Source organism: Mesorhizobium sp. 113-3-9 (genome assembly GCF_016756515.1).
Taxonomy (GTDB): domain Bacteria; phylum Pseudomonadota; class Alphaproteobacteria; order Rhizobiales; family Rhizobiaceae; genus Mesorhizobium.
In genome coordinates this window covers 487975-508992 of record NZ_AP023246.1, presented here as the reverse complement: position 1 = coordinate 508992, position 21018 = coordinate 487975, and the positions used below count along the sequence as shown (strand labels likewise).

At 64.0% G+C, this 21018-nt stretch carries 23 protein-coding genes; 12 read left to right on the top strand and 11 right to left on the bottom strand.

Annotation, left to right across the window (positions count from 1 at the left end; genetic code table 11):
* Positions 1-39 precede the first annotated feature (39 nt).
* Positions 40-1494, top strand: a complete 1455-nt coding sequence (gene xylB / locus MesoLj_RS02305) for a xylulokinase (RefSeq protein ID WP_202324941.1) — start codon at positions 40-42, stop codon at positions 1492-1494.
* Between the two features lie 32 nt (positions 1495-1526).
* On the opposite strand, the gene MesoLj_RS02300 is transcribed toward xylB, so the two are convergent.
* Positions 1527-1889 carry a nuclear transport factor 2 family protein gene (locus tag MesoLj_RS02300; protein WP_202324940.1) on the bottom strand — a complete coding sequence of 121 codons (363 nt, stop codon included), beginning with the start codon at positions 1887-1889 and terminating at the stop codon, positions 1527-1529.
* 113 nt (positions 1890-2002) lie between these two features.
* Here MesoLj_RS02300 and xylA point away from each other — a divergent pair, with 113 nt between their 5' ends.
* The 3 genes from xylA (at position 2003) to MesoLj_RS02285 (ending at position 4278) form a co-directional block, all read left to right on the top strand.
* The gene (xylA, locus tag MesoLj_RS02295; RefSeq protein ID WP_140770338.1) at positions 2003-3328 is read left to right on the top strand and encodes a xylose isomerase; all 1326 of its coding nucleotides are present in this window, start codon (positions 2003-2005) and stop codon (positions 3326-3328) included.
* Positions 3329-3418: 90 nt separating this feature from the next.
* Complete coding sequence (locus tag MesoLj_RS02290; protein WP_202324939.1) at positions 3419-3898, top strand: GNAT family N-acetyltransferase; 480 nt, start codon at positions 3419-3421, stop codon at positions 3896-3898.
* A gap of 176 nt (positions 3899-4074) precedes the next feature.
* A complete protein-coding gene (locus MesoLj_RS02285; RefSeq protein ID WP_140770334.1) occupies positions 4075-4278 on the top strand; it encodes a hypothetical protein in 204 nt (67 codons plus the stop codon).
* Here the strand turns inward: MesoLj_RS02285 and MesoLj_RS02280 are convergent.
* Complete coding sequence (locus tag MesoLj_RS02280) at positions 4275-5255, bottom strand: GlxA family transcriptional regulator (RefSeq protein WP_140770332.1); 981 nt, start codon at positions 5253-5255, stop codon at positions 4275-4277. The two genes, MesoLj_RS02285 and MesoLj_RS02280, sit on opposite strands and share 4 nt — an antisense overlap.
* A gap of 136 nt (positions 5256-5391) precedes the next feature.
* Here MesoLj_RS02280 and MesoLj_RS02275 point away from each other — a divergent pair, with 136 nt between their 5' ends.
* The 8 genes from MesoLj_RS02275 (at position 5392) to MesoLj_RS02240 (ending at position 13685) form a co-directional block, all read left to right on the top strand.
* Positions 5392-6309: a 3-keto-5-aminohexanoate cleavage protein gene (locus tag MesoLj_RS02275; protein ID WP_056570308.1), complete on the top strand. Its 918-nt coding sequence runs from the start codon at positions 5392-5394 to the stop codon at positions 6307-6309.
* Positions 6310-6326: 17 nt separating this feature from the next.
* Entirely contained in the window at positions 6327-6956 is a 630-nt protein-coding gene (locus tag MesoLj_RS02270) for an HD domain-containing protein (protein WP_140770329.1), read from the top strand.
* On the top strand, positions 6953-8047 hold the full coding sequence (locus tag MesoLj_RS02265; RefSeq protein WP_140770327.1) for a carnitine 3-dehydrogenase: 1095 nt from the start codon (positions 6953-6955) through the stop codon (positions 8045-8047). Before MesoLj_RS02270 ends, MesoLj_RS02265 begins: the two co-directional genes overlap by 4 nt.
* 4 nt (positions 8048-8051) lie before the next feature.
* Entirely contained in the window at positions 8052-9215 is a 1164-nt protein-coding gene (locus MesoLj_RS02260) for an acyl-CoA dehydrogenase family protein (RefSeq protein WP_202324938.1), read from the top strand.
* Between the two features lie 85 nt (positions 9216-9300).
* Entirely contained in the window at positions 9301-11379 is a 2079-nt protein-coding gene (locus MesoLj_RS02255) for an acetate--CoA ligase family protein (RefSeq protein WP_140770323.1), read from the top strand.
* Positions 11372-12154 (top strand): carnitinyl-CoA dehydratase, encoded by a 783-nt coding sequence (locus tag MesoLj_RS02250; protein WP_140770321.1) that lies wholly within the window; start codon positions 11372-11374, stop codon positions 12152-12154. The genes MesoLj_RS02255 and MesoLj_RS02250 overlap by 8 nt, the downstream gene beginning before the upstream one ends.
* A gap of 123 nt (positions 12155-12277) precedes the next feature.
* Positions 12278-13207 (top strand): alpha/beta hydrolase, encoded by a 930-nt coding sequence (locus MesoLj_RS02245; protein WP_202324937.1) that lies wholly within the window; start codon positions 12278-12280, stop codon positions 13205-13207.
* 157 nt (positions 13208-13364) lie between these two features.
* Positions 13365-13685, top strand: a complete 321-nt coding sequence (locus tag MesoLj_RS02240; RefSeq protein ID WP_202324936.1) for a hypothetical protein — start codon at positions 13365-13367, stop codon at positions 13683-13685.
* Here MesoLj_RS02240 and dapA read toward each other — a convergent pair.
* The 9 genes from dapA to MesoLj_RS02200 all read right to left on the bottom strand — a co-directional run bounded on the left by dapA (position 13644) and on the right by MesoLj_RS02200 (position 20953).
* Complete coding sequence (gene dapA, locus MesoLj_RS02235; RefSeq protein WP_244735506.1) at positions 13644-14549, bottom strand: 4-hydroxy-tetrahydrodipicolinate synthase; 906 nt, start codon at positions 14547-14549, stop codon at positions 13644-13646. The genes MesoLj_RS02240 and dapA overlap by 42 nt on opposite strands.
* Positions 14437-15006: a hypothetical protein gene (locus MesoLj_RS36220; RefSeq protein ID WP_244735272.1), complete on the bottom strand. Its 570-nt coding sequence runs from the start codon at positions 15004-15006 to the stop codon at positions 14437-14439. The genes dapA and MesoLj_RS36220 overlap by 113 nt, the downstream gene beginning before the upstream one ends.
* A gap of 38 nt (positions 15007-15044) precedes the next feature.
* Complete coding sequence (locus MesoLj_RS02230) at positions 15045-15266, bottom strand: hypothetical protein (RefSeq protein ID WP_244735271.1); 222 nt, start codon at positions 15264-15266, stop codon at positions 15045-15047.
* 16 nt (positions 15267-15282) lie between these two features.
* Positions 15283-15474: a hypothetical protein gene (locus tag MesoLj_RS02225; protein WP_202324934.1), complete on the bottom strand. Its 192-nt coding sequence runs from the start codon at positions 15472-15474 to the stop codon at positions 15283-15285.
* A gap of 201 nt (positions 15475-15675) precedes the next feature.
* Positions 15676-17334, bottom strand: a complete 1659-nt coding sequence (locus tag MesoLj_RS02220) for an FAD-binding dehydrogenase (RefSeq protein WP_202324933.1) — start codon at positions 17332-17334, stop codon at positions 15676-15678.
* 77 nt (positions 17335-17411) lie between these two features.
* The gene (locus tag MesoLj_RS02215; RefSeq protein WP_202324932.1) at positions 17412-18398 is read right to left on the bottom strand and encodes a Gfo/Idh/MocA family protein; all 987 of its coding nucleotides are present in this window, start codon (positions 18396-18398) and stop codon (positions 17412-17414) included.
* 290 nt (positions 18399-18688) lie between these two features.
* Positions 18689-19264 carry a YceI family protein gene (locus MesoLj_RS02210; protein ID WP_140770308.1) on the bottom strand — a complete coding sequence of 192 codons (576 nt, stop codon included), beginning with the start codon at positions 19262-19264 and terminating at the stop codon, positions 18689-18691.
* 68 nt (positions 19265-19332) lie between these two features.
* Positions 19333-19905 (bottom strand): cytochrome b, encoded by a 573-nt coding sequence (locus MesoLj_RS02205; protein WP_202324931.1) that lies wholly within the window; start codon positions 19903-19905, stop codon positions 19333-19335.
* Between the two features lie 157 nt (positions 19906-20062).
* A complete protein-coding gene (locus MesoLj_RS02200) occupies positions 20063-20953 on the bottom strand; it encodes a LysR family transcriptional regulator (RefSeq protein ID WP_202324930.1) in 891 nt (296 codons plus the stop codon).
* Positions 20954-21018: the final 65 nt, after the last annotated feature.

Genomic DNA, 21018 nt, shown 5'->3' with positions numbered 1-21018 from the left:
TTTCGGGATCCGAAAAAAATAAGGACGTGGGAGGAAAACATGTATCTCGGCCTCGACCTGGGCACGTCGGGCGTCAAGGCGCTGCTGATCGATGCCGGACAGGATGTCGTCGGCTCCGGCCACGGCTCGCTTGACGTCTCGCGGCCGCATCCCGGCTGGTCCGAACAGGATCCGTCCCACTGGATACGCGCCTGCGAAGACGCGATCGCCGAACTGAAGGCATCCCATCCCAAGCAGTTCGCGGCGGTGAAAGGCATCGGCCTGTCGGGCCAGATGCATGGCGCCACGTTGCTTGATGCGGCCGATCACGTGCTGCGCCCCTGCATCCTGTGGAACGACACCCGCAGCCATGCCGAGGCGGCGGCACTCGACGCCGATCCGCGCTTCCGCGCGCTCACCGGCAACATCGTTTTCCCTGGCTTCACCGCACCCAAGCTTGCCTGGGTGAAGAACAACGAGCCCGCTGTCTTCGCCAAGGTTGCCAAGGTGCTGCTGCCGAAGGATTTCCTGCGGCTGTGGCTCTCCGGCGAGCACATTTCGGAGATGTCCGACTCCGCCGGCACGTCCTGGCTCGATGTCGGCAAGCGCCGCTGGTCGGCCGAATTGCTGGCGGCAACGTCGCTCGACGAAGAGCAGATGCCGTCCCTGGTCGAGGGCACGCAGAAGGCTGGCGGGTTGCGTGCCGAATTGGCGTCGAAATGGGGCGTCGAGGCCGGTATCCCGGTTGCCGGCGGTGCCGGCGACAATGCGGCTTCCGCCTGCGGCATGGGCACGGTTGGCGCCGGCCATGCCTTTGTCTCGCTCGGCACGTCGGGTGTGCTGTTTGCCGCCAACGCGTCCTATCTGCCCAACCCGGCAAGCGCGGTCCACACCTTCTGCCATGCCCTGCCCAACACCTGGCATCAGATGGGCGTCATCCTGTCGGCGACCGATTCGCTCAACTGGCTGTCGGAGATCACGGGCAAGGGCGCGGGCGAACTGACCGCTGAACTGGGTGACGCGCTGATGGCGCCAAGCGGCGTGTCCTTCCTGCCCTATCTCTCCGGCGAGCGTACGCCGCACAATGATTCGGCCATTCGCGGTTCCTTCACCGGCCTTGCGCATGAGTCGAGCCGCGCGGCGCTGACGCAGGCGGTTCTGGAAGGCGTCGCCTTCGCCTTCCGCGACAGCCTCGAAGCCTTGAAGAAAGCCGGCACCACACTGACGCGCGTCACCGCGATCGGCGGCGGCTCGCGTTCGCGCTACTGGCTGAAATCGATCGCCACCGCGCTGCAGGTACCGGTGGATATTCCCGCCGACGGCGATTTCGGCGCCGCCTTTGGCGCCGCCAGGCTTGGCCTGATCGCGGCGACCGGCGCCGATCCGCTGGCCATCTGCTCCGCGCCCAGGACAGATGCCACGATCGAACCGGATGCCAAGCTCGACAGTGCCTATGCCGATGCGTATCACCGTTATCGGGCGCTCTATCCGGCAATCAGGGGCGCCACGGCGTGAGCGGTTTCTCGCCCACGCCGCGGCTCGGCAACTCACTGCGCCGGCACCTTGTCGAGGAAGCCGGTGACGCTCTTCAGGCGGCCGTTCTCGATGACACCGATGTCGGTGCCCTCGATGATGGAAGATGTGCCTTCCGGGCCGAGATTCCAGGAGAAGCGGATCTTGTCGGCAAACCCGTCCGGCGTGCCTTTCAGCGAGAACCGGAAGCCGGCAAAGCGCTGATGCACGCCGTCGATCAGCGCCGCGACGCCCTCATGGCCGTCGCCCTGCATGAGCGGATCGCGATAGCTGACGTCTTCGGTGAAGGTGGCCTTCAGCAAGTCGGCGCGGCGGCCGGCGTCGCTTTCGTTCCAGGCGGTGATGTAGCCCTCGGCGATCTTGTTGAGGTCGGTCATGGTCTGTCTCCTTTGTTTGATGGCTTTGACATCAGCCTTTTCGACCGGCCCAGGACCGAAACCAATTACGCCTGAGGTAATCAGGGCGAACTATTCGAGAGAGGACAGAAATCATGAGCAGCGGATTTTTCGGCGACATCCAGAAGATCAAATATGAGGGGCCGGATTCGACCAATCCGCTGGCCTATCGCTTCTATAACCCCGACGAGGTCGTGGCCGGCAAGCGGTTGGAAGACCATCTGCGCTTCGCTGTCGCCTACTGGCACTCCTTTGCCTGGCCGGGCGGCGATCCCTTCGGTGGCCAGACCTTCGACCGTCCCTGGTTCCCCAAGGCCGGCGGCGTCGACACGATGGAACTGGCGAAACTCAAGGCCGATGTCGCTTTCGAGATGTTCTCGCTGCTCGGCGCACCCTATTTCTGCTTCCACGACGCCGATGTCCGGCCCGAAGGCAAGGATTTTTCCGAGAGTGCCGCCCGCCTCGACGAGATCGCGGACTATTTCGCCACCAAGATGAAGCAGACCGGTGTCAAGCTCCTGTGGGGCACGGCCAACCTGTTCTCCAACCGCCGCTTCATGTCGGGTGCCGCCACCAATCCCGATCCGGATGTGTTCGCCTATGCGGCGGCGACGGTGAAGAGCTGCATCGACGTCACCAAGCGGCTGAAGGGCGAGAACTATGTGCTGTGGGGCGGCCGCGAGGGCTATGAGACGCTGCTCAACACCGACCTTGCCCGCGAGCAGGAACAGGCCGGACGCTTCCTCAACCTCGTCGTCGACTACAAGCACAAGATCGGCTTCAAGGGCACCATCCTGATCGAGCCGAAGCCGCAGGAGCCGACCAAGCACCAGTACGATTACGACGTCGCTACCGTCTACGGCTTCCTCAAGCGCTTCGGCCTGGAGAAGGAGGTCAAGCTCAACATCGAGCAGGGCCATGCCATCCTGGCCGGCCATTCTTTCGAGCACGAGCTGGCGCTGGCCAACGCGCTCGGTGTCTTCGGCTCCATCGACATGAACCGCAACGACTACCAGTCGGGTTGGGACACCGATCAGTTCCCCAACAACGTGCCGGAGATGGCGCTGGCCTATTACCAGGTCCTGCAGGCCGGTGGCTTCAAGACCGGCGGCACCAATTTCGACGCCAAGCTGCGCCGCCAGTCGCTCGACCCGCAGGATCTGCTGATCGGCCACATCGGCGGCATGGATTCCTGCGCGCGCGGCCTCAAGGCAGCCGCCCGCATGGTCGAGGACAAGGCGTTGTCCGCGCCGCTGGCGGAACGCTATGCCGGCTGGAACAGCGCCGAGGCCAAGGCGATGCTGGCGGGCAAGCGCACGCTGGAGGAGATCGCCGAGCGCGTGGTGAAGAAGAAGATCGAGCCGCAGCCGCGCTCCGGCCGTCAGGAACTGCTGGAAAATATCGTCAATCGTTACGTCTGACGCCTGACTTCTGGACCGACATCTGCCCGGTGTGGCTGAAAGCCGCCGTGATCGCCTTTTGCTAGTCCGCTCTCCTGAAGGGAGATGACAATGGCTAACGGGCCGATCACGGTACGCAAGGCACGGCTGAGCGATCTCGTGGCTCTCAAAAAGGTGCTGCGGGAGACGTTCGAGGGCACCTGGCTACCGCACATCACCCAGGCATCGGCGCAACGCTATGTCGAGACCGATCTTGGCGGGCACTATGTCGAGGAGAGCTGGCCGGAATTCACCATTGCCGAGATCGATGGCGAGATTGCCGGCCTGATCCATTGGCGCGGCGATTTCATCGAGGCTTTGCATGTCAGGGTCAGCCGCCAGGGCCAGGGCGTCGGCGGCAAGCTGCTGGCGCACGCCGAACAGGCTATCCGCGCTGCCGGATTCCGCCAGGCGCGGCTCGAGACCGACACGTTCAACGAGCGCGCCCAGAATGTCTACAAGGCGGTCGGCTATGTCGAAAAAGACCGCTATCCGGATGACGAATGGGACAGTGGTTTCACCACCGTGCTGTTCGAGAAGCGGCTGGGCTGACGTCACCTGATTCGGATTTTGGCGTGCGGAACGGCTTTGCGCCAAAGCGCTCATTCGACGACAAGGTTTTGCCCCTGGGTGCCCCTCAATGACCTCGCTCTTGCCTTCAAACTGCCGTCACGTATCTCGTATAAAAGGGACCTTGTGGCGGGTGAAAAGGAAGGAGGCGAACCGATATGCAGCACGAACGCGAAATCGACGCCCTGCTCTCATCCGGTGAGACCGGATCGATCATCGACCGGCTGATGGCGCTGCCGCGGCCGACCGACGACGTGAAAAATGAATGGGATCGCGCCGTCAGCAGCCGCTTTGAAGTCCGTCTTGTGAGGCAGATGCGCTCACAGATCGACGCTGGCACCGATCGTCAGAACGCGGCCTAACCCCGACGAAGCCTGACCGGGGCTTCGCCAAATGCTCTTGAAAACGCTCTGGAAAATGCCGCGGCGGATGAGAATCCCGTCCGCCCGGCAATATCCGCCATCGCCACCCTGGTGTCGACCACCAGCCTGCGCGCCGCGCCAAGGCGCAGTCTCAGATAATAAGCGCCAGGCGTCTCGCCGATCGACTTGCGAAAAATGCTTTCCAGGGTCCGCGCCGTCACGCCGGCACGCTTGGCTATGGCTTCTATGGTGAGCGGCTGGTCGACATGCGCTTCCATCAGCCGGATGGCCTGCGCCAGGCGTGGATCGTAGCCGTCGAGCCGGCCAAGCGAGACCAGCGGCTGCGCATCGGTCGCCACCCGCGCCTGGTCATAGATGAACGCGCTTGCCACATCCAGCGCCACGGCCATGCCGAGCCGGGTGCGGATCAGGTGCAGCATCAGGTCCAGCGTCGGTGACGCGCCGCCGGTGGTGAAGACCGGCCCATCGATGATGTATCGGTCGGGGCGCACGTCGACCCCGGGAAAGGCGGACGAAAAATCCTCCATGTCTTCCCAATGGGTGGTGGCGCTGCGCCCCTCCAGCAGGCCGGCGCGCGCCACCAGCCATGTGCCCGCCTCGACGCCGCCGCAGGCGCGAGCAGCCCGCGCCGCGCGGCGCAGGCCGGCGAGCAAGGCTGACGTGGCATAGTTCTGCGTGCCGAAGCCCGCGACCACGACCAGGACATCGGTTGGCTCCGTCGCATCGAACCGACCGCTGACCGCCACGGGCAGGCCGCATGTCGTGACCGGCGCCTCCCCGGTCACCGAAACCAGTTTGAAGTCGAACAGGGTTTCGCCGGCGATGCGGTTGGCGGCACGCAGCGGATCGACGGCGCATGCCACGCACATGATGGACGCCCCGGAAAACACCAGCAATGTGACCTTGAGCGGCGACTGCTCGGCACGAAAGATTGTCGTCTTTTCGCTTTTTATCATGCCGCCTTCGTAAAGCGCAAAGCAGTCTCCCGCAAGTCGCGCAATGTTATGCGGGTCCCTGTGCATGTCGTTGCCCCAAAACCGGTTCCCACTTTTGGGCGACATGCATGGCTGTTCGAACTGGGAGGAGAATTCCATGCCGCTTGCGATGAACCGTGAGGTTTTCATTACCTGTGCCGTGACCGGATCCGGCGGCTCGCAGGATCGCAGCCCGCATGTGCCGCGTTCGCCCAAGCAGATCGCCGATTCGGCCATTGACGCGGCCAAGGCCGGTGCCGCGATCGTCCACTGCCATGTGCGCGACCCCGAGACCGGCAAGCCCCGCCGCGATGTGCATCTCTACCGCGAGGTGACCGAGCGCATCCGCGCGGCAGATGTCGACGTCATCCTGAACCTCACCGCCGGCATGGGCGGCGACATGGTTTTCGGCTCGCCGGAAGCGCCGCTGCCGCTCAACGAAAAGGGCACCGACATGGGCGGCGCCACCAACCGCATGGAACATGTGCGCCAGTGCCTGCCGGAAATCTGCACGCTCGACTGCGGCACCATGAACTTCGCCGAAGCCGACTATGTCATGACCAACACGCCCGGCATGCTGCGCGCCATGGGCGGCATGATGACGGCGCTCGGCGTCAAGCCCGAGATCGAGGCCTTCGACACCGGCCATCTCTGGTTCGCCAAGCAGCTGGTCGAGGAAAAGGTGCTCAACCCCGACGCGCTGGTGCAGCTCTGCATGGGCGTGCCGTGGGGCGCGCCGGACGATCTCAACACCTTCATGGCCATGGTCAACAACGTGCCGTCGACCTGGAACTGGTCGGCCTTTTCCATCGGCCGCAACCAGATGGCCTATGCCGCGGCCGCGGTGCTTGCCGGCGGCAATGTCCGCGTCGGGCTGGAAGACAACCTGTGGCTGGACAAGGGCGTGCTCGCGACCAATGCGCAGCTGGTCGAGCGCGCCGCCAGCATCGTCACCAATCTCGGCGCCCGGATTCTGGGGCCGGAGGAAGTGCGCAAGAAGCTCAACCTGACCAAGCGGGCGCCGATCGCGGCATAGTTTGGAGGGCGTCGAGAATGACAACCGTCAAATTCACCGCGATGAAGGATGGCGACAAGGACGATTACGAGTTCCTGACCGCCCATGAAATCGACTATGCCGCCAGGACCGGTGAGCGGCTGCTCGACGCTTTGGTGCAGCTCGACGAAGGCCTGTCCGGCTACAAGATCACCCGGCTCGGCCATTCGCTGCAGGCGGCGACGCGCGCCTGGCGCGACGGCGCCGACACCGACTGGATCGCCTGCGCGCTGCTGCACGATATCGGCGACATCTACGCGCCCTACAATCACGATGAATACGCCGCTTCGATCCTGAAACCCTTCGTGCGCGAACAATGCACCTGGGTGGTGGAAAAGCACGGCGACTTCCAGCGCCTCTATTACGCCCACCATCTCGGCGGCAACCGCCATGCGCGTGACCGCTTCGCTGGCCATGCCTATTTCGACGACTGCGACCAGTTTTGCGAACGCTGGGACCAGTCGAGCTTCGATCCCGATTACGAGACGCTGCCGATCGACTTCTTTCGGCCCTTCGTGCTCGAAGTCTTCGCCCGCAAGGCCTACGACCCCGCAGTGATCCGCGCCGGCGAGCGCGTGCCTCTCATCGATCCCCAAACAGCCAGGACAAGAACCGGAGCTTCCGCATGAGCATCATCAACAAGGCGGCCGCCATAGGCGGCGGTGTCATCGGCGCCGGCTGGGTGGCGCGGCTGCTGCTCAACGGCATCGATGTGTCGATCTTCGATCCGGACCCTGAGGCCTCGCGCAAGGTATCGGAAGTGATGAAGGGCGCGCGCCGCGCCTACAAGCAGATGGTGCCCGGCGGCTTGCCGAAAGAGGGCAAGCTGACCTTCGCCAAGACCATCGCCGAGGCGGTGGCCGATGCCGACTTCATCCAGGAAAGCGTGCCGGAACGGCTCGACCTCAAGCACAAGGTGCTGGCCGAGATCGACGCCCATGCGCCGGCCAACGCCATTGTCGGCTCTTCGACGTCCGGCATCAAGCCGACCGACATGCAGGTGGCGATGAAGAAGCACCCGGAGCGGCTGGTCGTCGGCCATCCGTTCAACCCGGTCTACCTCCTGCCGCTGGTCGAAATCGTCGGCGGCGATCAGACCTTCCCCGAGGCCATCGAGGTCGCCAAGGAGATCTATGCCTCGATCGGCATGAAGCCGGTCGTCATCCGCAAGGAGATCGAGGCCTTCGTCGGCGATCGCCTGCTCGAAGCGGCATGGCGCGAGGCGCTGTGGCTGATCAAGGACGGCATCTGCACGGTCGAGGAACTCGACGACATCATGCGCTATGGCTTCGGCCTGCGCTGGGCGCAGATGGGCATGTTCCAGGTTTATCGCGTCGCCGGCGGCGAGGCCGGCATGCGGCACTTCATGGCCCAGTTCGGGCCGTGCCTCAAATGGCCATGGACCAAGCTCATGGACGTGCCCGAATTCAACGATGAGCTGGTCGACCTGATCGCCACCCAGTCGGACGACCAGGCGCACGGCCTGTCGATCCGCGAACTGGAAAAGATCCGCGACGACAATCTGGTCGCGATCATGGATGCGCTGTCGAAGCAGAACAAGGGCAAGGGCTGGGGCGCGGGCGCCTTGCACAAGGACTATACCAAGCAGTTGGCCAAGCTGGCGGCGAAGAAGCCGGCGGCCTCGAAGGCTGCCGAAAAGGCCAAGGCCTCCAAGCCGGTGAAGAAGGCGGAAAAGCCGAAGAAAAAGAAGAAAGGCTGAAACCATGGATTTCGGGCTGTCGGAGGAACAGAAGCTCATTGTCGAGACGACGCGCGCCTTCATCGAGAACGAGCTTTACCCGCATGAACGCGAGGTCGAGCGCACCGGCGTGCTGCGCCGTGAGCTGATCGAGGAGATCAAGGCCAAGGCGATCGAGGCCGGTCTCTATGCCGCCAACATGCCGGCCGATGTCGGCGGCGCGGGGTTGGATACCGTGACCTGGCTGCTCTACGAAAAGGAACTCGGCCGCGCCAATTACGCGCTGCATTGGACCTGTGTGGCGCGTCCCTCCAACATCTTGCTCGCCGGCACGCCGGAACAGCGCGAGAAATATCTGTTCCCGTGCATTCGCGGCGAGAAGTGGGACTGCCTGGCGATGACCGAGCCGGGCGCCGGCTCGGACCTGCGCGGCATGAAGGCGACCGCGGTGCAGGATGGCGACGATTGGGTGCTGAACGGCACCAAGCACTTCATCTCCCACGCCGATCTCGCGGATTTCGCCATCGTGTTCATGGCTTCGGGCGAAGAAGATTCGCCGCGCGGCAAACGCAAGAAGATCACCGCCTTCTTTGTCGACAAGGGCACCAAGGGATTCACGGTACGCGACGGCTACCGCAATGTCTCGCATCGCGGCTACACCAACGCCATCCTCGAATTCGACGATTGCCGCCTGCCGGCGAGCCAGGTGCTCGGCGAAGTCCACAAGGGTTTCGAGGTCGCCAATTCCTGGCTGGGCGCCACCCGCCTGCAGGTCGGCGCCACCTGTCTCGGCCGGGCCGAGCGGGCGCTCGGCCACGCCATCGAGTATTCCGCGCAACGCCAGCAGTTCGGCCAGCAGATCGGCAAGTTCCAGGGTGTGTCGTTCAAGCTCGCCGACATGGCCACGGAACTGAAAGCCGCCGACCTGATGGTGTTCGAAGCCGGCTGGAAGTACGATCAGGGCACCGTCACCGACCAGGACATGGCCATGGCCAAGCTAAAGGCCACCGAAATGCTGGCCTACGTCGCCGACGAAGCGATCCAGATCCATGGTGGCATGGGGCTGATGGACGACCTGCCGCTGGAACGCATCTGGCGCGACGCCCGTGTCGAGCGCATCTGGGAAGGCACGTCGGAGATTCAGCGACATATTATTTCGCGGGCGCTGCTGCGTCCGTTCGGAGCTTAGAGCATGATCGCCCAAGCCGGGATTCGGTTTTGTCGGGCAAACGAGATCGTTTGTCCTGGGATCGCGCTCAAACGAAAAGATGACCATGCATAAACTCGAACGTCTCCTGCGCCCGAAATCCATCGCCGTCTTCGGCGGCGTGCAGGCCGCCGCCGTCGTCGCGCAATCGATCAAGATGGGCTTTGCCGGCGAAATCTGGCCGGTGCATCCGACCAAGGACGAGGTTGCCGGCCGCAAGGCCTATCGATCCGTCGCGGATCTGCCCGGCGCGCCGGACGCCGCCTTTGTCGGCGTCAACCGTCATCTGACCATCGAGGTCGTCAAGGCGCTGGCCGAACGCGGCGCTGGTGGCGCCGTCTGCTTTGCCGCCGGCTTCCTCGAAACCGAGGCCTATGACGATGACGGCGAAAGACTGCAGGCCGAACTGGTCGCGGCCGCCGGCCAGATGCCGATCATCGGCCCGAACTGCTACGGCCTGATTAACTATGCCGACGGCGCGCTTCTGTGGCCCGACCAGCATGGCGGCATCAGGCTTGAAGAGGGCGGTAAGGGCGTCGCCATCATCACCCAGTCGTCCAACATCGCCATCAACATGACGATGCAGAAACGCGGCCTGCCGATCGCCTTCCTGATGACCGCCGGCAACCAGGCGCAGACTGGCCTGTCCGAAATGGCGCTCGGCCTGATCGAAGATGAGCGTGTGACCTCGCTCGGCCTGCACATCGAGGCTTTTGACTCCGTAGCCGGATTCGAACGGTTGGCGGCACGCGCGCGCGAACTGAAGAAGCCGATCATCGCCATGAAGGTCGGGCGCTCCGAACAGGCGCGGCAGGCGACGGTGTCGCACACTGCCTCGCTCGCCGGCTCGGACGCGGCCTCGGGCGCTTTTCTGAGGCGGCTCGGCATTGCCCGCGTCGATTCCATCCCGGCTTTCATCGAGGCGCTGAAGCTGCTGCACATCACAGGCCCGCTGCCGGGATACAAACTGTCGTCAATGAGCTGCTCGGGCGGCGAGGCTTCCGTCATGGCCGACAGCGCCGAAGGGCGCTGGGTCAATTTCCCGGTTCTGACGGAACAGCACCGCGCCCATGTCAAATCGACGCTTGGGCCGCTGGTCGCGGTCGCCAACCCGTTGGATTATCACACCTTCATCTGGAACAACGAACCGGCGATGACCGCCACCTTCACCGCCATGGTGTCGGGCGGCTTCGACCTCAATATGCTGGTGCTCGATTTCCCGCGTCCGGACCGCTGCTCGGTTACCGACTGGTGGGCGACGCTGCGCGCCTTCGAATCGGCACTGAAGACCAACAAGGCGCACGGCGCCATCGTCTCCTCGCTGCCGGAAAACCTGCCCGAGGAATACACCGCCGAACTGATGGCGCGCGGCATGGTGCCGTTGTTCGGCATCTCCGAGGCGATGGATGCCGCCGGCGCGGCGGCCTTCATCGGCTGGGCATGGGCCGAACCGCAGGCGCAGCCGGTCGACACGTCAGCCGCCGGTGCCGCCGGTGGCGAGCATGTCACGCCTGACGAGGCCGAAGCCAAGGCGCGGCTGATCAAGGCCGGGCTTCCCGTGCCCAAGGGCGAGCGTGCCGGCAATGCGGTCGAGGCGGTGATTTCCTCGATGGCGCTCGGCTTCCCCGTCGCCCTGAAGGCACTGGGCGTCACTCATAAGTCCGAGGTCGGCGCCGTCAGGCTCAACCTCAAGGACGCTGAGTCCGTCAGCACGGCGGCGCATGATCTGCTTCCGCTCGGCACCGGCCTCTATGTCGAACGCATGGTGCGCGACGGTGTTGCCGAGCTGATTGTCGGCTTCACCCGCGATCCGATGTTCGGCGCGGTCATGACGCTCGGCACCGGCGGCGTTCTGGTCGAATTGCTGCGCGACAGCGTCACCTTGATGCTGCCGGCGACCCGCGACGACATCGAGGCGGCATTGCGCGGCCTGAAGCTGTTCCCGCTGCTCGAAGGCTATCGCGGCCGGCCGAAGGCCGACGTCGCGGCCGCCATCGACGCCATCGCGGGAATTGCCGGCTTTGTGCAGAAGAATGCCGGCGAGATCGAGGAACTCGACATCAACCCGCTGATCGTCTGCGTCGAAGGCAAGGGCGCCTGGATCGCCGACGCGCTGCTGGTGCTGGGAGAAAACAAGAATGTCTGACGTCATTTCGACCCGCCGCGAAGGCTCGATCCTCGAGGTCACGCTTGACCGGCCCAAGGCCAACGCCATCGACCTGAAGACGTCGCGGCTGATGGGCGAAACCTTCAAGGCGTTCCGCGACGATCCGGAACTGCGCGTCGCCATCGTCAAGACCGCTGGCGACAAGTTCTTCTGCGCCGGCTGGGATCTGAAGGCCGCCGCCGGCGGCGATGCGGTCGACGGCGATTATGGCGTCGGCGGCTTTGCCGGGCTGCAGGAATTGCGCGACTTGAACAAGCCGGTCATCGCTTGCGTCAACGGCATGGCGGTGGGCGGCGGCTTCGAACTGGCGCTGTCCTGCGACCTCATCTACGCCGCCGATCACTCTTCCTTCGCGCTGCCGGAAATCCGCGCCGGTACGCTGGCCGATGCGGCGACGATCAAGCTGCCTAAGCGCATTCCCTACCATGTCGCCATGGACCTCCTGCTCACCGGCCGCTGGATGGATGTGGCGGAAGCGCATCGCTGGGGCCTGGTCAACGAGGTGCTGCCCAAGGAAAAGCTCGAGGACCGCGTCTGGGAGATCGCCCGCCTGCTCGCCAGCGGTCCGCCGCTGGTGTTTGCGGCAATCAAGGAGACGGCACGCGTGGCCGAAGCGCTGACCTTCCAGGACGCCATGAACAAGGTGACGCGCCGCCAGTTGGCAACGGTTGATGCGCTCTACGGCTCCGAAGACAATATGGAAGGTTTCCGCGCCTTCGCCGAAAAGCGCGATCCGGTGTGGAAGGGGAAGTGAGCCACTTTACCCTCCTCTCGATGGAGAGGGTCGGACCGAAGGTCCGGGGTGGGGTGAAGCGCCGTCACCCCCACCCGCCACACCGCGGCGACCTCCTCCATCAAGGGGAGGTAAAGGAGTTCCATGACCGACTACCCAAAACTCATTGACGCCGAGACCTGGGCCTTCATCGAGCGGACCAATTCCTATTATCCGCCCGATACGATCGACTACACGATCGCTGAGCAGCGTGAGATCTATGACCGCATGTGCCGCGAATTCTTTGCCGGCTATCCCGAGGGCGTAACCGCCGAAACCTCAGCCATTGCAACGCCCACGCACGGCGTCCCGATCCGCATCTACCGAAGCGCCCCGCAACCGGCGGCGACAGTGCTCTACATCCATGGCGGCGGCTTCATCCTTGGCGGGCTGGACAGCCATGACGATGTCTGCGCCGAACTCTGCGCCCGCACCGGCCATGAGGTTGTCTCGGTCGATTACCGGCTGGCGCCGGAGCATCTGCATCCGGCCGCCTTCGACGACGCGATGAGCGCCTTCGCATGGGTTGCGTCCACCCGCGACCGACCCATCCTGCTCTGCGGCGACAGTGCCGGCGGCAATCTCTGCGCCGCCGTTGCGCACGCCACACGCGGCCGCGCGAAACGGCCGGTGGGTCAGGTGCTGATCTATCCCGGCCTTGGCGGCGACCGCTCGAAGGGGTCCTATGTCACGCATGCCGAAGCGCCGATGCTGACCATGCGCGATCTCGAATTCTACAAGCATATCCGCACCGGTGGCGGGGACCGGGCCGGCGACATAACACTCTCGCCGCTGGCCGACACCGACTTCGCCAACCTGCCGCCGACGATGCTGATCACCGCCGAGTGCGACCCGCTGTCTTCAGATGGCGAGACCTATCGTGACCGGATCATCGCCGCGGGTGGGCGGGCCACCTGGTTCGAGGAGCCGGGTCTGGTGCATGGTTACCTCAGGGCCCGGCACACGGTCGGTCGCGCTCGCGAAAGTTTCACGCGGATCGTCGACGCGATCGCTGCGCTCGGACGGGACGCCTGACGCTGGTGGCTGGGCTTTCGTCACGAGCTGCCAGGACATATGCGGCGTATATAATTCAGGCCGAAACCCCCTCTCGAATTCCTATGCCGCCAGCGATTATGTAGTTGCGGGCCGCTGCCTGACTGAGGCCCGATCAACAAACTGGCTTCAGACGACCATGAAATCACATTCAGCCTGGCTGACCTCAGGGGCCAGCCAAAGGGTGCCGACGGAGTATTTCGTCCTGGCAAACCTCAGGGAAAAGGGAACAATCATCGGGCGGCTCGCAGATCATCCGATCGCCGATATCGTCGTCGATGCGAGTGGACTGCAATACCGTTTTGTCGGCGTTGCACCCCGCGACCGCAGCGGACGCTTCGATGTCGAAGCGCTCCGCACCGGGGAATGGATCGTCCAGCCGGGGCTGGTCTATGCCGTTGACAGCAAGGCGCCTTCGTCAAGGCCGCCACGGCACGGGCGAGGCCGGCACCGGTCTTGATTGCACGGCGCCGGCGATGCTCCCGTTCAGGGCCAGCATGGCCTCGCGTATGGCGGTCTCGGTTTCAGGACGAACCGGAGTCAGCGGCAAACGGACATCGGGGCTCATGCCCAGTGCCAGGCTCAGCGCGTATTTGACCGGCACCGGATTGCTCTCAAGCTCCAATGCCGCGATCAGCGGCCGCAGGCGATGATGGATGGCCCGGGCGGTGTGATGGTCGCCCTGCCTGCACGCATCATGCATCTCGACGCACAGTCGCGGCGCGACATTGGAGACCACCGAGATCGTCCCACGGCCGCCCATCGTGTTGAAGCCGAACGACGTCGCGTCGTGGCCGGAGAGGCAGATGAAGCGGCGCCTGAGCACAGCCGGGAGAGTGGATAGCCGGCTCACATCGCCGGTTGCGTCCTTGATGCCGACAATGGTTGGGATCTGCGCCAGGCGTCTGATCGTCTCCTCGGACAGGTCGACGCCGGTTCGCGCCGGCACATTGTAGACGATGACCGGTATCCTGACCTTTCTGGCGACCGCCTCGAAATGGCGAAAGATCCCTTCCTGGCTTGGCCTGTTGTAGTAAGGCGTCACGATGAGAGCGGCATCGGCGCCAAAGGCCTCGGCGGCTGTCGAAAAGGCGATTGTCGTCTCGGTGCTGTTCGTGCCTGTGCCGGCAATGATCGGCACCCTGCCGGCGGCGATTTTCACGCACAGCGCAATGATGTCGAGGCGCTCCTCCCACGACAGGGTGGGGGCCTCACCTGTGGTGCCGCATGGGACCAGCCCGTTGATCCCTTGTTCGATCTGCCAGCGCAACAGCGCGGTCAGCTGCTTCAGATCGACCTCGCCGTCGGTGAACGGCGTTACCAGCGCGGTCATCGCTCCGGTCAGGCGCATTCGGGCTTGTTCTGGTGTCATGGCAATCAAAGTCTCCTGGATGAATTTCTGAAGGCACCGTCTTTTCGAGATGCGAGGAAAGCAGGGCCGACAGCAGTGCGGCGGCCAGATCGATGTGGTCCGCTTCGGCCGTTGTTCCCGCGGATGTGATTTGAATGGAGCAGAACCAGCGCTCGCCGATCTTGCTGATGGCCGATACCGAACGTTCCGGCTTCGACACGGCGATCAGCAGGAGGACAGCGTCGAGCGTGGCGCCAGCCTCCATCAGGCCGGCAAATCGCCGCCCTTGGCGGGATGATCTGTCGAGCGGCAGGGCGCGTGCCGCCTCCCAAAGCTGGTGTTCGAGCAGCCTGCCAACATGCGGGAGGCGATCGAGCAATCCGGCGAGATCGGTGCTGTTGGGCCCAGCAATGGTGTTGGAATTGTCCATGGCCAGATCGTTCCGGTCAGTTCGGAACCGGGCGCGGATCAGTTGAACAGGGAAAGCCGCACGCTTGCCGGGGCGAAGCGTATCGCGCCGGCCCGATGGCCGCTCTCCATCGTGGCGAAACGGACAGCGGAATTCCTGTCGGCAAAGACGCCGCCGGTCAGGCCTTCTTCGTCGCGAGCGATCCAATGGCCTTCGCCATCGCGCCCGACGACGAAGCGGTGGACGGCGTTTCCGTCGGGAGAAATGGGGGTAGTTTGCATGGTCATCTCCCGCTTCTCAGGAAAGCTGGGCGGCGATCGCGGCGGCGGCCAGCACGGCGCCGACGACCAGCAGCCACCATGTCGGTGTGAACGGCGCGACCAGGCTGCCCGGCCGGCGCTCGTTATTGGTCGCACGCTTCATCTGTTCGATCTGCGACGCCGGCAGCGGACGATGAGTGGGCAGATAGAGCCCGTCTGAGAGGAACATCGAAGACTTCCTTCTTTCTGGTACCGCCGCCACAAGGTGACGGCCGCCTGCAGCGGCTCAGCACCGGCTGCACTCGGAAAGATAAAAGCATCGGTATTTGTATTCGAGGCGGACGAAATCTGAAAAATATAAAAAAGTCATATGTTTATCGCCCGGACGTATAAGAGCCCGAGCTGGAAAAACAGGCCACGTTGGCGCCGTTCACGCCAGCGATGCGGCCGCCGCCCTGCCTGCGCTGCGGCCGGAGAAGATGCAGCCACCGAGGAACGTGCCTTCAAGCGCGGCATAGCCATGCACGCCGCCGCCGCCGAAACCGGCGGCCTCGCCAACGGCATAGAGACCGGCGACCGGCTGGCCATCCGCGCCCAGCACGCGGCTGTCGAGATCGGTCTGCAGGCCGCCCAGCGTCTTGCGGGTCAGGATGTTGAGCCGCACCGCGATCAGCGGGCCGTTCGCCGGGTCGAGCATCTTGTGCGGCTTGGCCGTGCGGATCAGCTTGTCGCCGAGATAGGCGCGGGCGCCGCGCAGCGCGGTGATCTGCATGTCCTTGGAGAACGGATTGTCGAGTTGCCTGTCGCGGGCGCGGATCTCGCGTTCGACCTGGGCAAGCTCGAGCAGCGGCTCGCCGCCGGCCAGCGCGTTCATGCGCGCGACCAGTTTCGAAAGATCGGCCTCGACGATGAAGTCTTCGCCCCTCTCCATGAAGGCTTTCACCGGACCCGGAATGCCCGATGTCGCGCGGCCGAGCACCTGGCGCCAGCTCTTGCCGGTCAGGTCCGGATTCTGTTCGGAGCCCGACAGCGCGAACTCCTTCTGGATGATTTTCCTGGTCAGTATGAACCAGGAATAGTCGAAGCCGGTGCTCATGATATGGCTGAGCGTGCCCAGCGTGTCGAAACCGGGATAGAGCGGCACCGGCAGGCGTTTTCCCTTGGCATCGAGCCATAGCGACGACGGGCCGGGCAGGATACGGATCGCGTGCTCGGTCCAGATCGGCGCCCAGTTCCTGATGCCCTCGACATAGTGCCACATACGGTCGCGGTTGATGATCGAACCGCCGGCCGCCTCGGTGATCGCCAACATGCGGCCGTCGACATGGTCCGGCACCCCGGTGATCATGCGTTTCGGTGCGGCACCCAATCGCTTGGGCCAGTTTTCCCGTACCAGCTGATGGTTGGCGCCGATGCCGCCGGAAGCGACGATCACCGCTTGTGCATGCAGCTCGAATTCGCCTGATACCTCGCGCGAGCTCTTGTGGCCGCGCTCGACCGTGCTCGGCTCAAGGATATCGCCGCGCACACCGGTCACGACGCTGCCCGTCCGCGTCAGTTCATTGACGCGGTGGCGGAACCTGAAGCTGACCAATCCGCGCTTTTGCGCCTCGCGCACGCGCAGCACAAAAGGTTCGAGCACGCCGGGGCCGGTGCCCCAGGTGATGTGGAAGCGGGGCACTGAATTGCCGTGGCCAATGGCGTTGCCGCCGCCGCGCTCGGCCCAGCCGACGACAGGAAAGAATTTCAGGCCGCGCTCGATCAGCCAGGAGCGTTTCTCGCCGGCGGCGAAACCGACATAGGCCTCCGCCCATTTGCGCGGCCAGAAATCCTCCGGCCGGTCGAAGGCGGCGGTGCCCGTCCAGTCCTCGAGCGCCAGATCGTGCGAATCGCGGATGCGCATGCGCCGCTGCTCGGGTGAATCGACGAGGAAAAGGCCGCCGAACGACCAGAACGCCTGGCCGCCGAGCGACTGCTCCGGCTCCTGGTCGACGATGATGATCTTCTTGCCGGCCCCGGCAAGCTCGGCGGCGGCAACCAGCCCGGCAAGGCCGGCACCGACTATGATCACGTCCGCGTCGTCAGCCATCTCTCCTCCCAGAATTAGCCGGCTAACGCAATTCCAGGTGTAACCGGTTTTCCGTCCGGAATTGCGTCAAACCAGAGTTAGACGGCCTCCCAGCCGTCCTTGCCGCCGGCGCGGAAGATGGCATCGATGACCTTCTGGTTGAGCACGGACTCCTCCAGAGTGAAAACACGTTCCTTGCCGCCCTGCGCCGCTCGCGCGAAAGTTTCGACCTCCAGCCGGTACTGCTGCGTGCCGGGGAAGCGGAACACTTGCGCCTCGGTGTGGTTCTGGTTGTGCAATTCGACGCGGTGATGGTCATAGAGCCCGGCATTGAACGGGGAAAAGACCTCGATGAAACCCTTCTCGCCGTGGAACACCATCACCTGGCGCGCCGCCATCTGCGTCGACAGATAGAAGGACAGTTCGAAATCGCCGAAATCGGCGCGGATCGAGGAATAGATGTCGGTGCCGAATTTCTTGTCGCGCTCGATCGTCGCCTGGACACGGCTAGGCTCCTTGCCGGTCGAAAACCGCGTCGACACTGTCGGGTAGACGCCGATGTCGGGCAGCGCGCCGCCGCCGAGATCGAGCTGGTTGCGCATGTTGTTGGGGTCGACATTGTAATAGGAGAACGCGCCTTGCACATGGCGCAGCCGGCCGATGGCGCCGCCGGCGATAAGGTCGCGCACCTTGATCCATTGCGGATGGTAGATGACCATGAAGGCCTCGCAGACCAGCACCTTCTTCTGGTCGCGCAGCTTGATCAGGGGGAGAATGTCCTTGGCGTCGAGCGCCAGCGGCTTCTCGACCAGCACATGTTTTCCCGCCTCGATCGCTTTGGCCGTCCATTCGACATGCTGCGATGTCGGCAGCGGAATGTAGACGCCGTCAACGTCCTTGGAAGCGAGCAGTTCCTCATAGGAGCCGAACGCATGGCGCGCGCCAAATCGCTCGGCCAGGGCCTTGGCCTTCGACAGGTCGCGGCTGGCAATCGCCGAAAGCACACCATTCTCCGCCTCGACCATTGCGGGCAACAAATGCTCGCGACCGATCTTGGCCGTCGACAACACACCCCATCGGAACATGACGCTTCTCCATCTCGATTATATCGATGGAGGTGTGCCCCAATTTCGGAGAAAAGCCAATCGCGGACGCGGATCACAAAGCGCCTTCGTCATCCTCGGGCTTGACCCGAGGATCCATGCCGTGACCTATGACATAAAGTGAAGCGGTGCAGAATTCTGTAACCGTTGCAACGCCTTAGCGTCACGGAGTGGATCCCTTGGGCTGCGGAGCAGCTCCAGGGGTCTGCGCGCGTCGCTTCGCTCCTTGCTTCGCCCTAGGATGACGAACCCGGAGGATGCGCAAATTAGAACTACCCCCGCTTGCCCGTCAGCGTCATGTCGAAATCGACGATGTTGGAATAGAGCGGCGTGCCGACATCCATGCCGTAGCGTGATCTCAGCACCTTGCCGGTGACATGGAATTTTATCGTGCCGCCTTTCAAGCCGTCGAGTTCAGCCGTGAATTTTTCCGGAAACGTCTTGCCGCGCGCCGTCAGCCTGCCGGTGACCAGGGCTGACGTGTCGCCGGTGCGGGTCACGCTGGTCGAACGGAACTGGATCTCCGGGCTGTTGGCCGCATCGAACACCGCGTCGGAGCGCAGGAAGGCATCGATACGGCCCTGGCCGGTACCGACGCTTTCCGGATAGATGGTCAGATCGACTTTCGAATGGCCGATATCTCCGTTGTCGATGCGGATCGTGCCTTTGAAGCGTGCAAAGGCGCCATCGAAGCCGCCGCCACCGGCTTTGCCTATGGTGAAGCGGATGCTGGAGCCTGCCGGGCTGATCGTGTAGCTGCCGGCGGCGTCACTCAGCGCCACCGCAGCAGTGGCGGGCATGGCTAGGCATGCGGCAAGAGCCGCGAATCCAAGGATGCGCGCATGCATGGGATTGATCCTTTCCTGGAGGCAACGCGTTTCGCGTCCTCAGCCCACAAACGAGCGAACCGCCCGCTCTATTCCCTGTCTGACGAAGGCGTGATCATGCGCGTGAGCACGCTGTCGCGCAGCAGGAAATGATGGCGCAGGGCGGCGGCGGCATGCAGCGCGACAAGCGCGATGCCGGCATAGGCGAGATACCAGTGCGCCGCCGCCCAGAAGCTTTCCGCGCTGTCGGATTCCGCCAAAGGCAGGGTAGGCATTACGAACAGGTTGAACGGCATGGTCGGAATTTCCAGCGTCGACACCGAAACCAGCGCCCAGCCTGACAAGGGCAAGGCAACCTGGAAGGCATAGAGCGCCAGATGCGCGAGCGGCGCCGTACGCCGCTCCAGCGCGCCGACCGAAGGCGGCAAGGGCGGCGCCACGTTGCCGAGCCGCCAGGCGATGCGCAGGATGATGAGGCCAAGCAGCAGAAAGCCAAGGGATTTGTGCAACTGGATCAGCTCGAAGGCGGCGCGTTGGCTGGTCAATCTCACCATGATGAAGCCGAGCACGAACTGGCCGATGAAGATGATCCCGATCAGCCAGTGAAGGAGGATCGTCGCCCAGCCGTAGCGGGTTGGCGTGTTGGTGATGGAGGTTTGCATGGGAGAAGAACGTTGCTGAGTTGCGCTTTCTTCCAGCCTCCCCCTTGTGGGGAGGGTCGGCGCGAAGCGACGGGTGGGGCAGCGCTCTACGAGACCCCCACCCCGATCCGCTACGCGGATCGACCCTCCCCACAAGGGGGAGGGTAAGGGGCGCTCCCTACCCACTCACCTTGAAGAAATCCACAAACGCCCTCAGCGCCGGGCGCATCTGCCGGCGGCTGGGATAATAGACAAAGAAGCCTTCGAAAGACGGGCACCAGTCCTCCAGCGCGCGGATCAGCCTGCCGTCGGCGAGCGGGGCGCGAACATAAGGCTCGAAGACGAAGGCGAGCCCGGCGCCGTCGACCGCCGCTTGCGCGATCAGATGGTCCTCGTCGAGGATCAGCGGCCCTTGCGCGGCAATCTCGATTTCTTCGCCGCCCTTTTCGAATTCCCAGCGGTAGAGGATGCCGCTGGAGAAGCGGAAACGGATGCAGCGATGGTCGGCAAGGTCGCGCGGATGATGCGGTCTCGGCATGGCCGCGAAATAGGATGGCGCGCCGACCACCGCGCCGCGCATGTCCGGTCCGATGCGCACCGCGATCATGTCGCGCTGCAGACTCTCGCCGAGCCGCACGCCGGCGTCGAAGCCACCTTCGACAACATCGGTGAAGCGATCCTCGATGACGATTTCCAGCACGATGTCGGGATAGGCCGATGCAAAGGCACCAAGCCGCGGCGTCAGCACCAGATGCGCGGCCGTGCGCGGCACGCTGAGCCGCAGATTCCCGGCTGGCCGCTCACGCGACTCGACCGCCGTCTCCAGCGCCAGGTCGATCTCGGAAAGGGCCGGCCGCAGCCGCTCCAGGAGTTGCGCGCCTTCTTCCGTCGGCGCGACGCTGCGGGTGCTGCGCGCCAACAACCGCACGCCGAGCCGCGCTTCCAGGCTGGATACAGCATGGCTGACGGCCGACGGCGCGATCGCCAATTCCCTGGCCGCGCCACGAAAGCTGCCGCATTGGGCGACCGTCGCCAGCACAGCCAGCTGTGAGAGATGCGCTCGGTTCATTGATCTATTTCTTGGAACAGCCTGTGCAAATGAGAGACGATTATCGAACATAAGGCAAGGCACTA

What these genes read in the sequence shown, in the direction of transcription:
- MesoLj_RS02220 (WP_202324933.1), bottom strand. Translation starts at nt 17,334, where the DNA reads ATGGCTGACGACGCGGACGTGATCATAGTCGGTGCCGGCCTTGCCGGG.
- MesoLj_RS02300 (WP_202324940.1), bottom strand. Translation starts at nt 1,889, where the DNA reads ATGACCGACCTCAACAAGATCGCCGAGGGCTACATCACCGCCTGGAAC.
- xylB (WP_202324941.1), top strand. Translation starts at nt 40, where the DNA reads ATGTATCTCGGCCTCGACCTGGGCACGTCGGGCGTCAAGGCGCTGCTG.
- MesoLj_RS02245 (WP_202324937.1), top strand. Translation starts at nt 12,278, where the DNA reads ATGACCGACTACCCAAAACTCATTGACGCCGAGACCTGGGCCTTCATC.
- MesoLj_RS02250 (WP_140770321.1), top strand. Translation starts at nt 11,372, where the DNA reads ATGTCTGACGTCATTTCGACCCGCCGCGAAGGCTCGATCCTCGAGGTC.
- MesoLj_RS02280 (WP_140770332.1), bottom strand. Translation starts at nt 5,255, where the DNA reads ATGATAAAAAGCGAAAAGACGACAATCTTTCGTGCCGAGCAGTCGCCG.
- MesoLj_RS02225 (WP_202324934.1), bottom strand. Translation starts at nt 15,474, where the DNA reads ATGTTCCTCTCAGACGGGCTCTATCTGCCCACTCATCGTCCGCTGCCG.
- MesoLj_RS02265 (WP_140770327.1), top strand. Translation starts at nt 6,953, where the DNA reads ATGAGCATCATCAACAAGGCGGCCGCCATAGGCGGCGGTGTCATCGGC.
- MesoLj_RS36220 (WP_244735272.1), bottom strand. Translation starts at nt 15,006, where the DNA reads ATGGACAATTCCAACACCATTGCTGGGCCCAACAGCACCGATCTCGCC.
- MesoLj_RS02230 (WP_244735271.1), bottom strand. Translation starts at nt 15,266, where the DNA reads ATGCAAACTACCCCCATTTCTCCCGACGGAAACGCCGTCCACCGCTTC.
- xylA (WP_140770338.1), top strand. Translation starts at nt 2,003, where the DNA reads ATGAGCAGCGGATTTTTCGGCGACATCCAGAAGATCAAATATGAGGGG.
- MesoLj_RS02205 (WP_202324931.1), bottom strand. Translation starts at nt 19,905, where the DNA reads ATGCAAACCTCCATCACCAACACGCCAACCCGCTACGGCTGGGCGACG.
- MesoLj_RS02240 (WP_202324936.1), top strand. Translation starts at nt 13,365, where the DNA reads ATGAAATCACATTCAGCCTGGCTGACCTCAGGGGCCAGCCAAAGGGTG.
- MesoLj_RS02290 (WP_202324939.1), top strand. Translation starts at nt 3,419, where the DNA reads ATGGCTAACGGGCCGATCACGGTACGCAAGGCACGGCTGAGCGATCTC.
- MesoLj_RS02275 (WP_056570308.1), top strand. Translation starts at nt 5,392, where the DNA reads ATGCCGCTTGCGATGAACCGTGAGGTTTTCATTACCTGTGCCGTGACC.
- MesoLj_RS02260 (WP_202324938.1), top strand. Translation starts at nt 8,052, where the DNA reads ATGGATTTCGGGCTGTCGGAGGAACAGAAGCTCATTGTCGAGACGACG.
- MesoLj_RS02200 (WP_202324930.1), bottom strand. Translation starts at nt 20,953, where the DNA reads ATGAACCGAGCGCATCTCTCACAGCTGGCTGTGCTGGCGACGGTCGCC.
- MesoLj_RS02210 (WP_140770308.1), bottom strand. Translation starts at nt 19,264, where the DNA reads ATGCATGCGCGCATCCTTGGATTCGCGGCTCTTGCCGCATGCCTAGCC.
- MesoLj_RS02255 (WP_140770323.1), top strand. Translation starts at nt 9,301, where the DNA reads ATGCATAAACTCGAACGTCTCCTGCGCCCGAAATCCATCGCCGTCTTC.
- MesoLj_RS02270 (WP_140770329.1), top strand. Translation starts at nt 6,327, where the DNA reads ATGACAACCGTCAAATTCACCGCGATGAAGGATGGCGACAAGGACGAT.
- MesoLj_RS02215 (WP_202324932.1), bottom strand. Translation starts at nt 18,398, where the DNA reads ATGTTCCGATGGGGTGTGTTGTCGACGGCCAAGATCGGTCGCGAGCAT.
- MesoLj_RS02285 (WP_140770334.1), top strand. Translation starts at nt 4,075, where the DNA reads ATGCAGCACGAACGCGAAATCGACGCCCTGCTCTCATCCGGTGAGACC.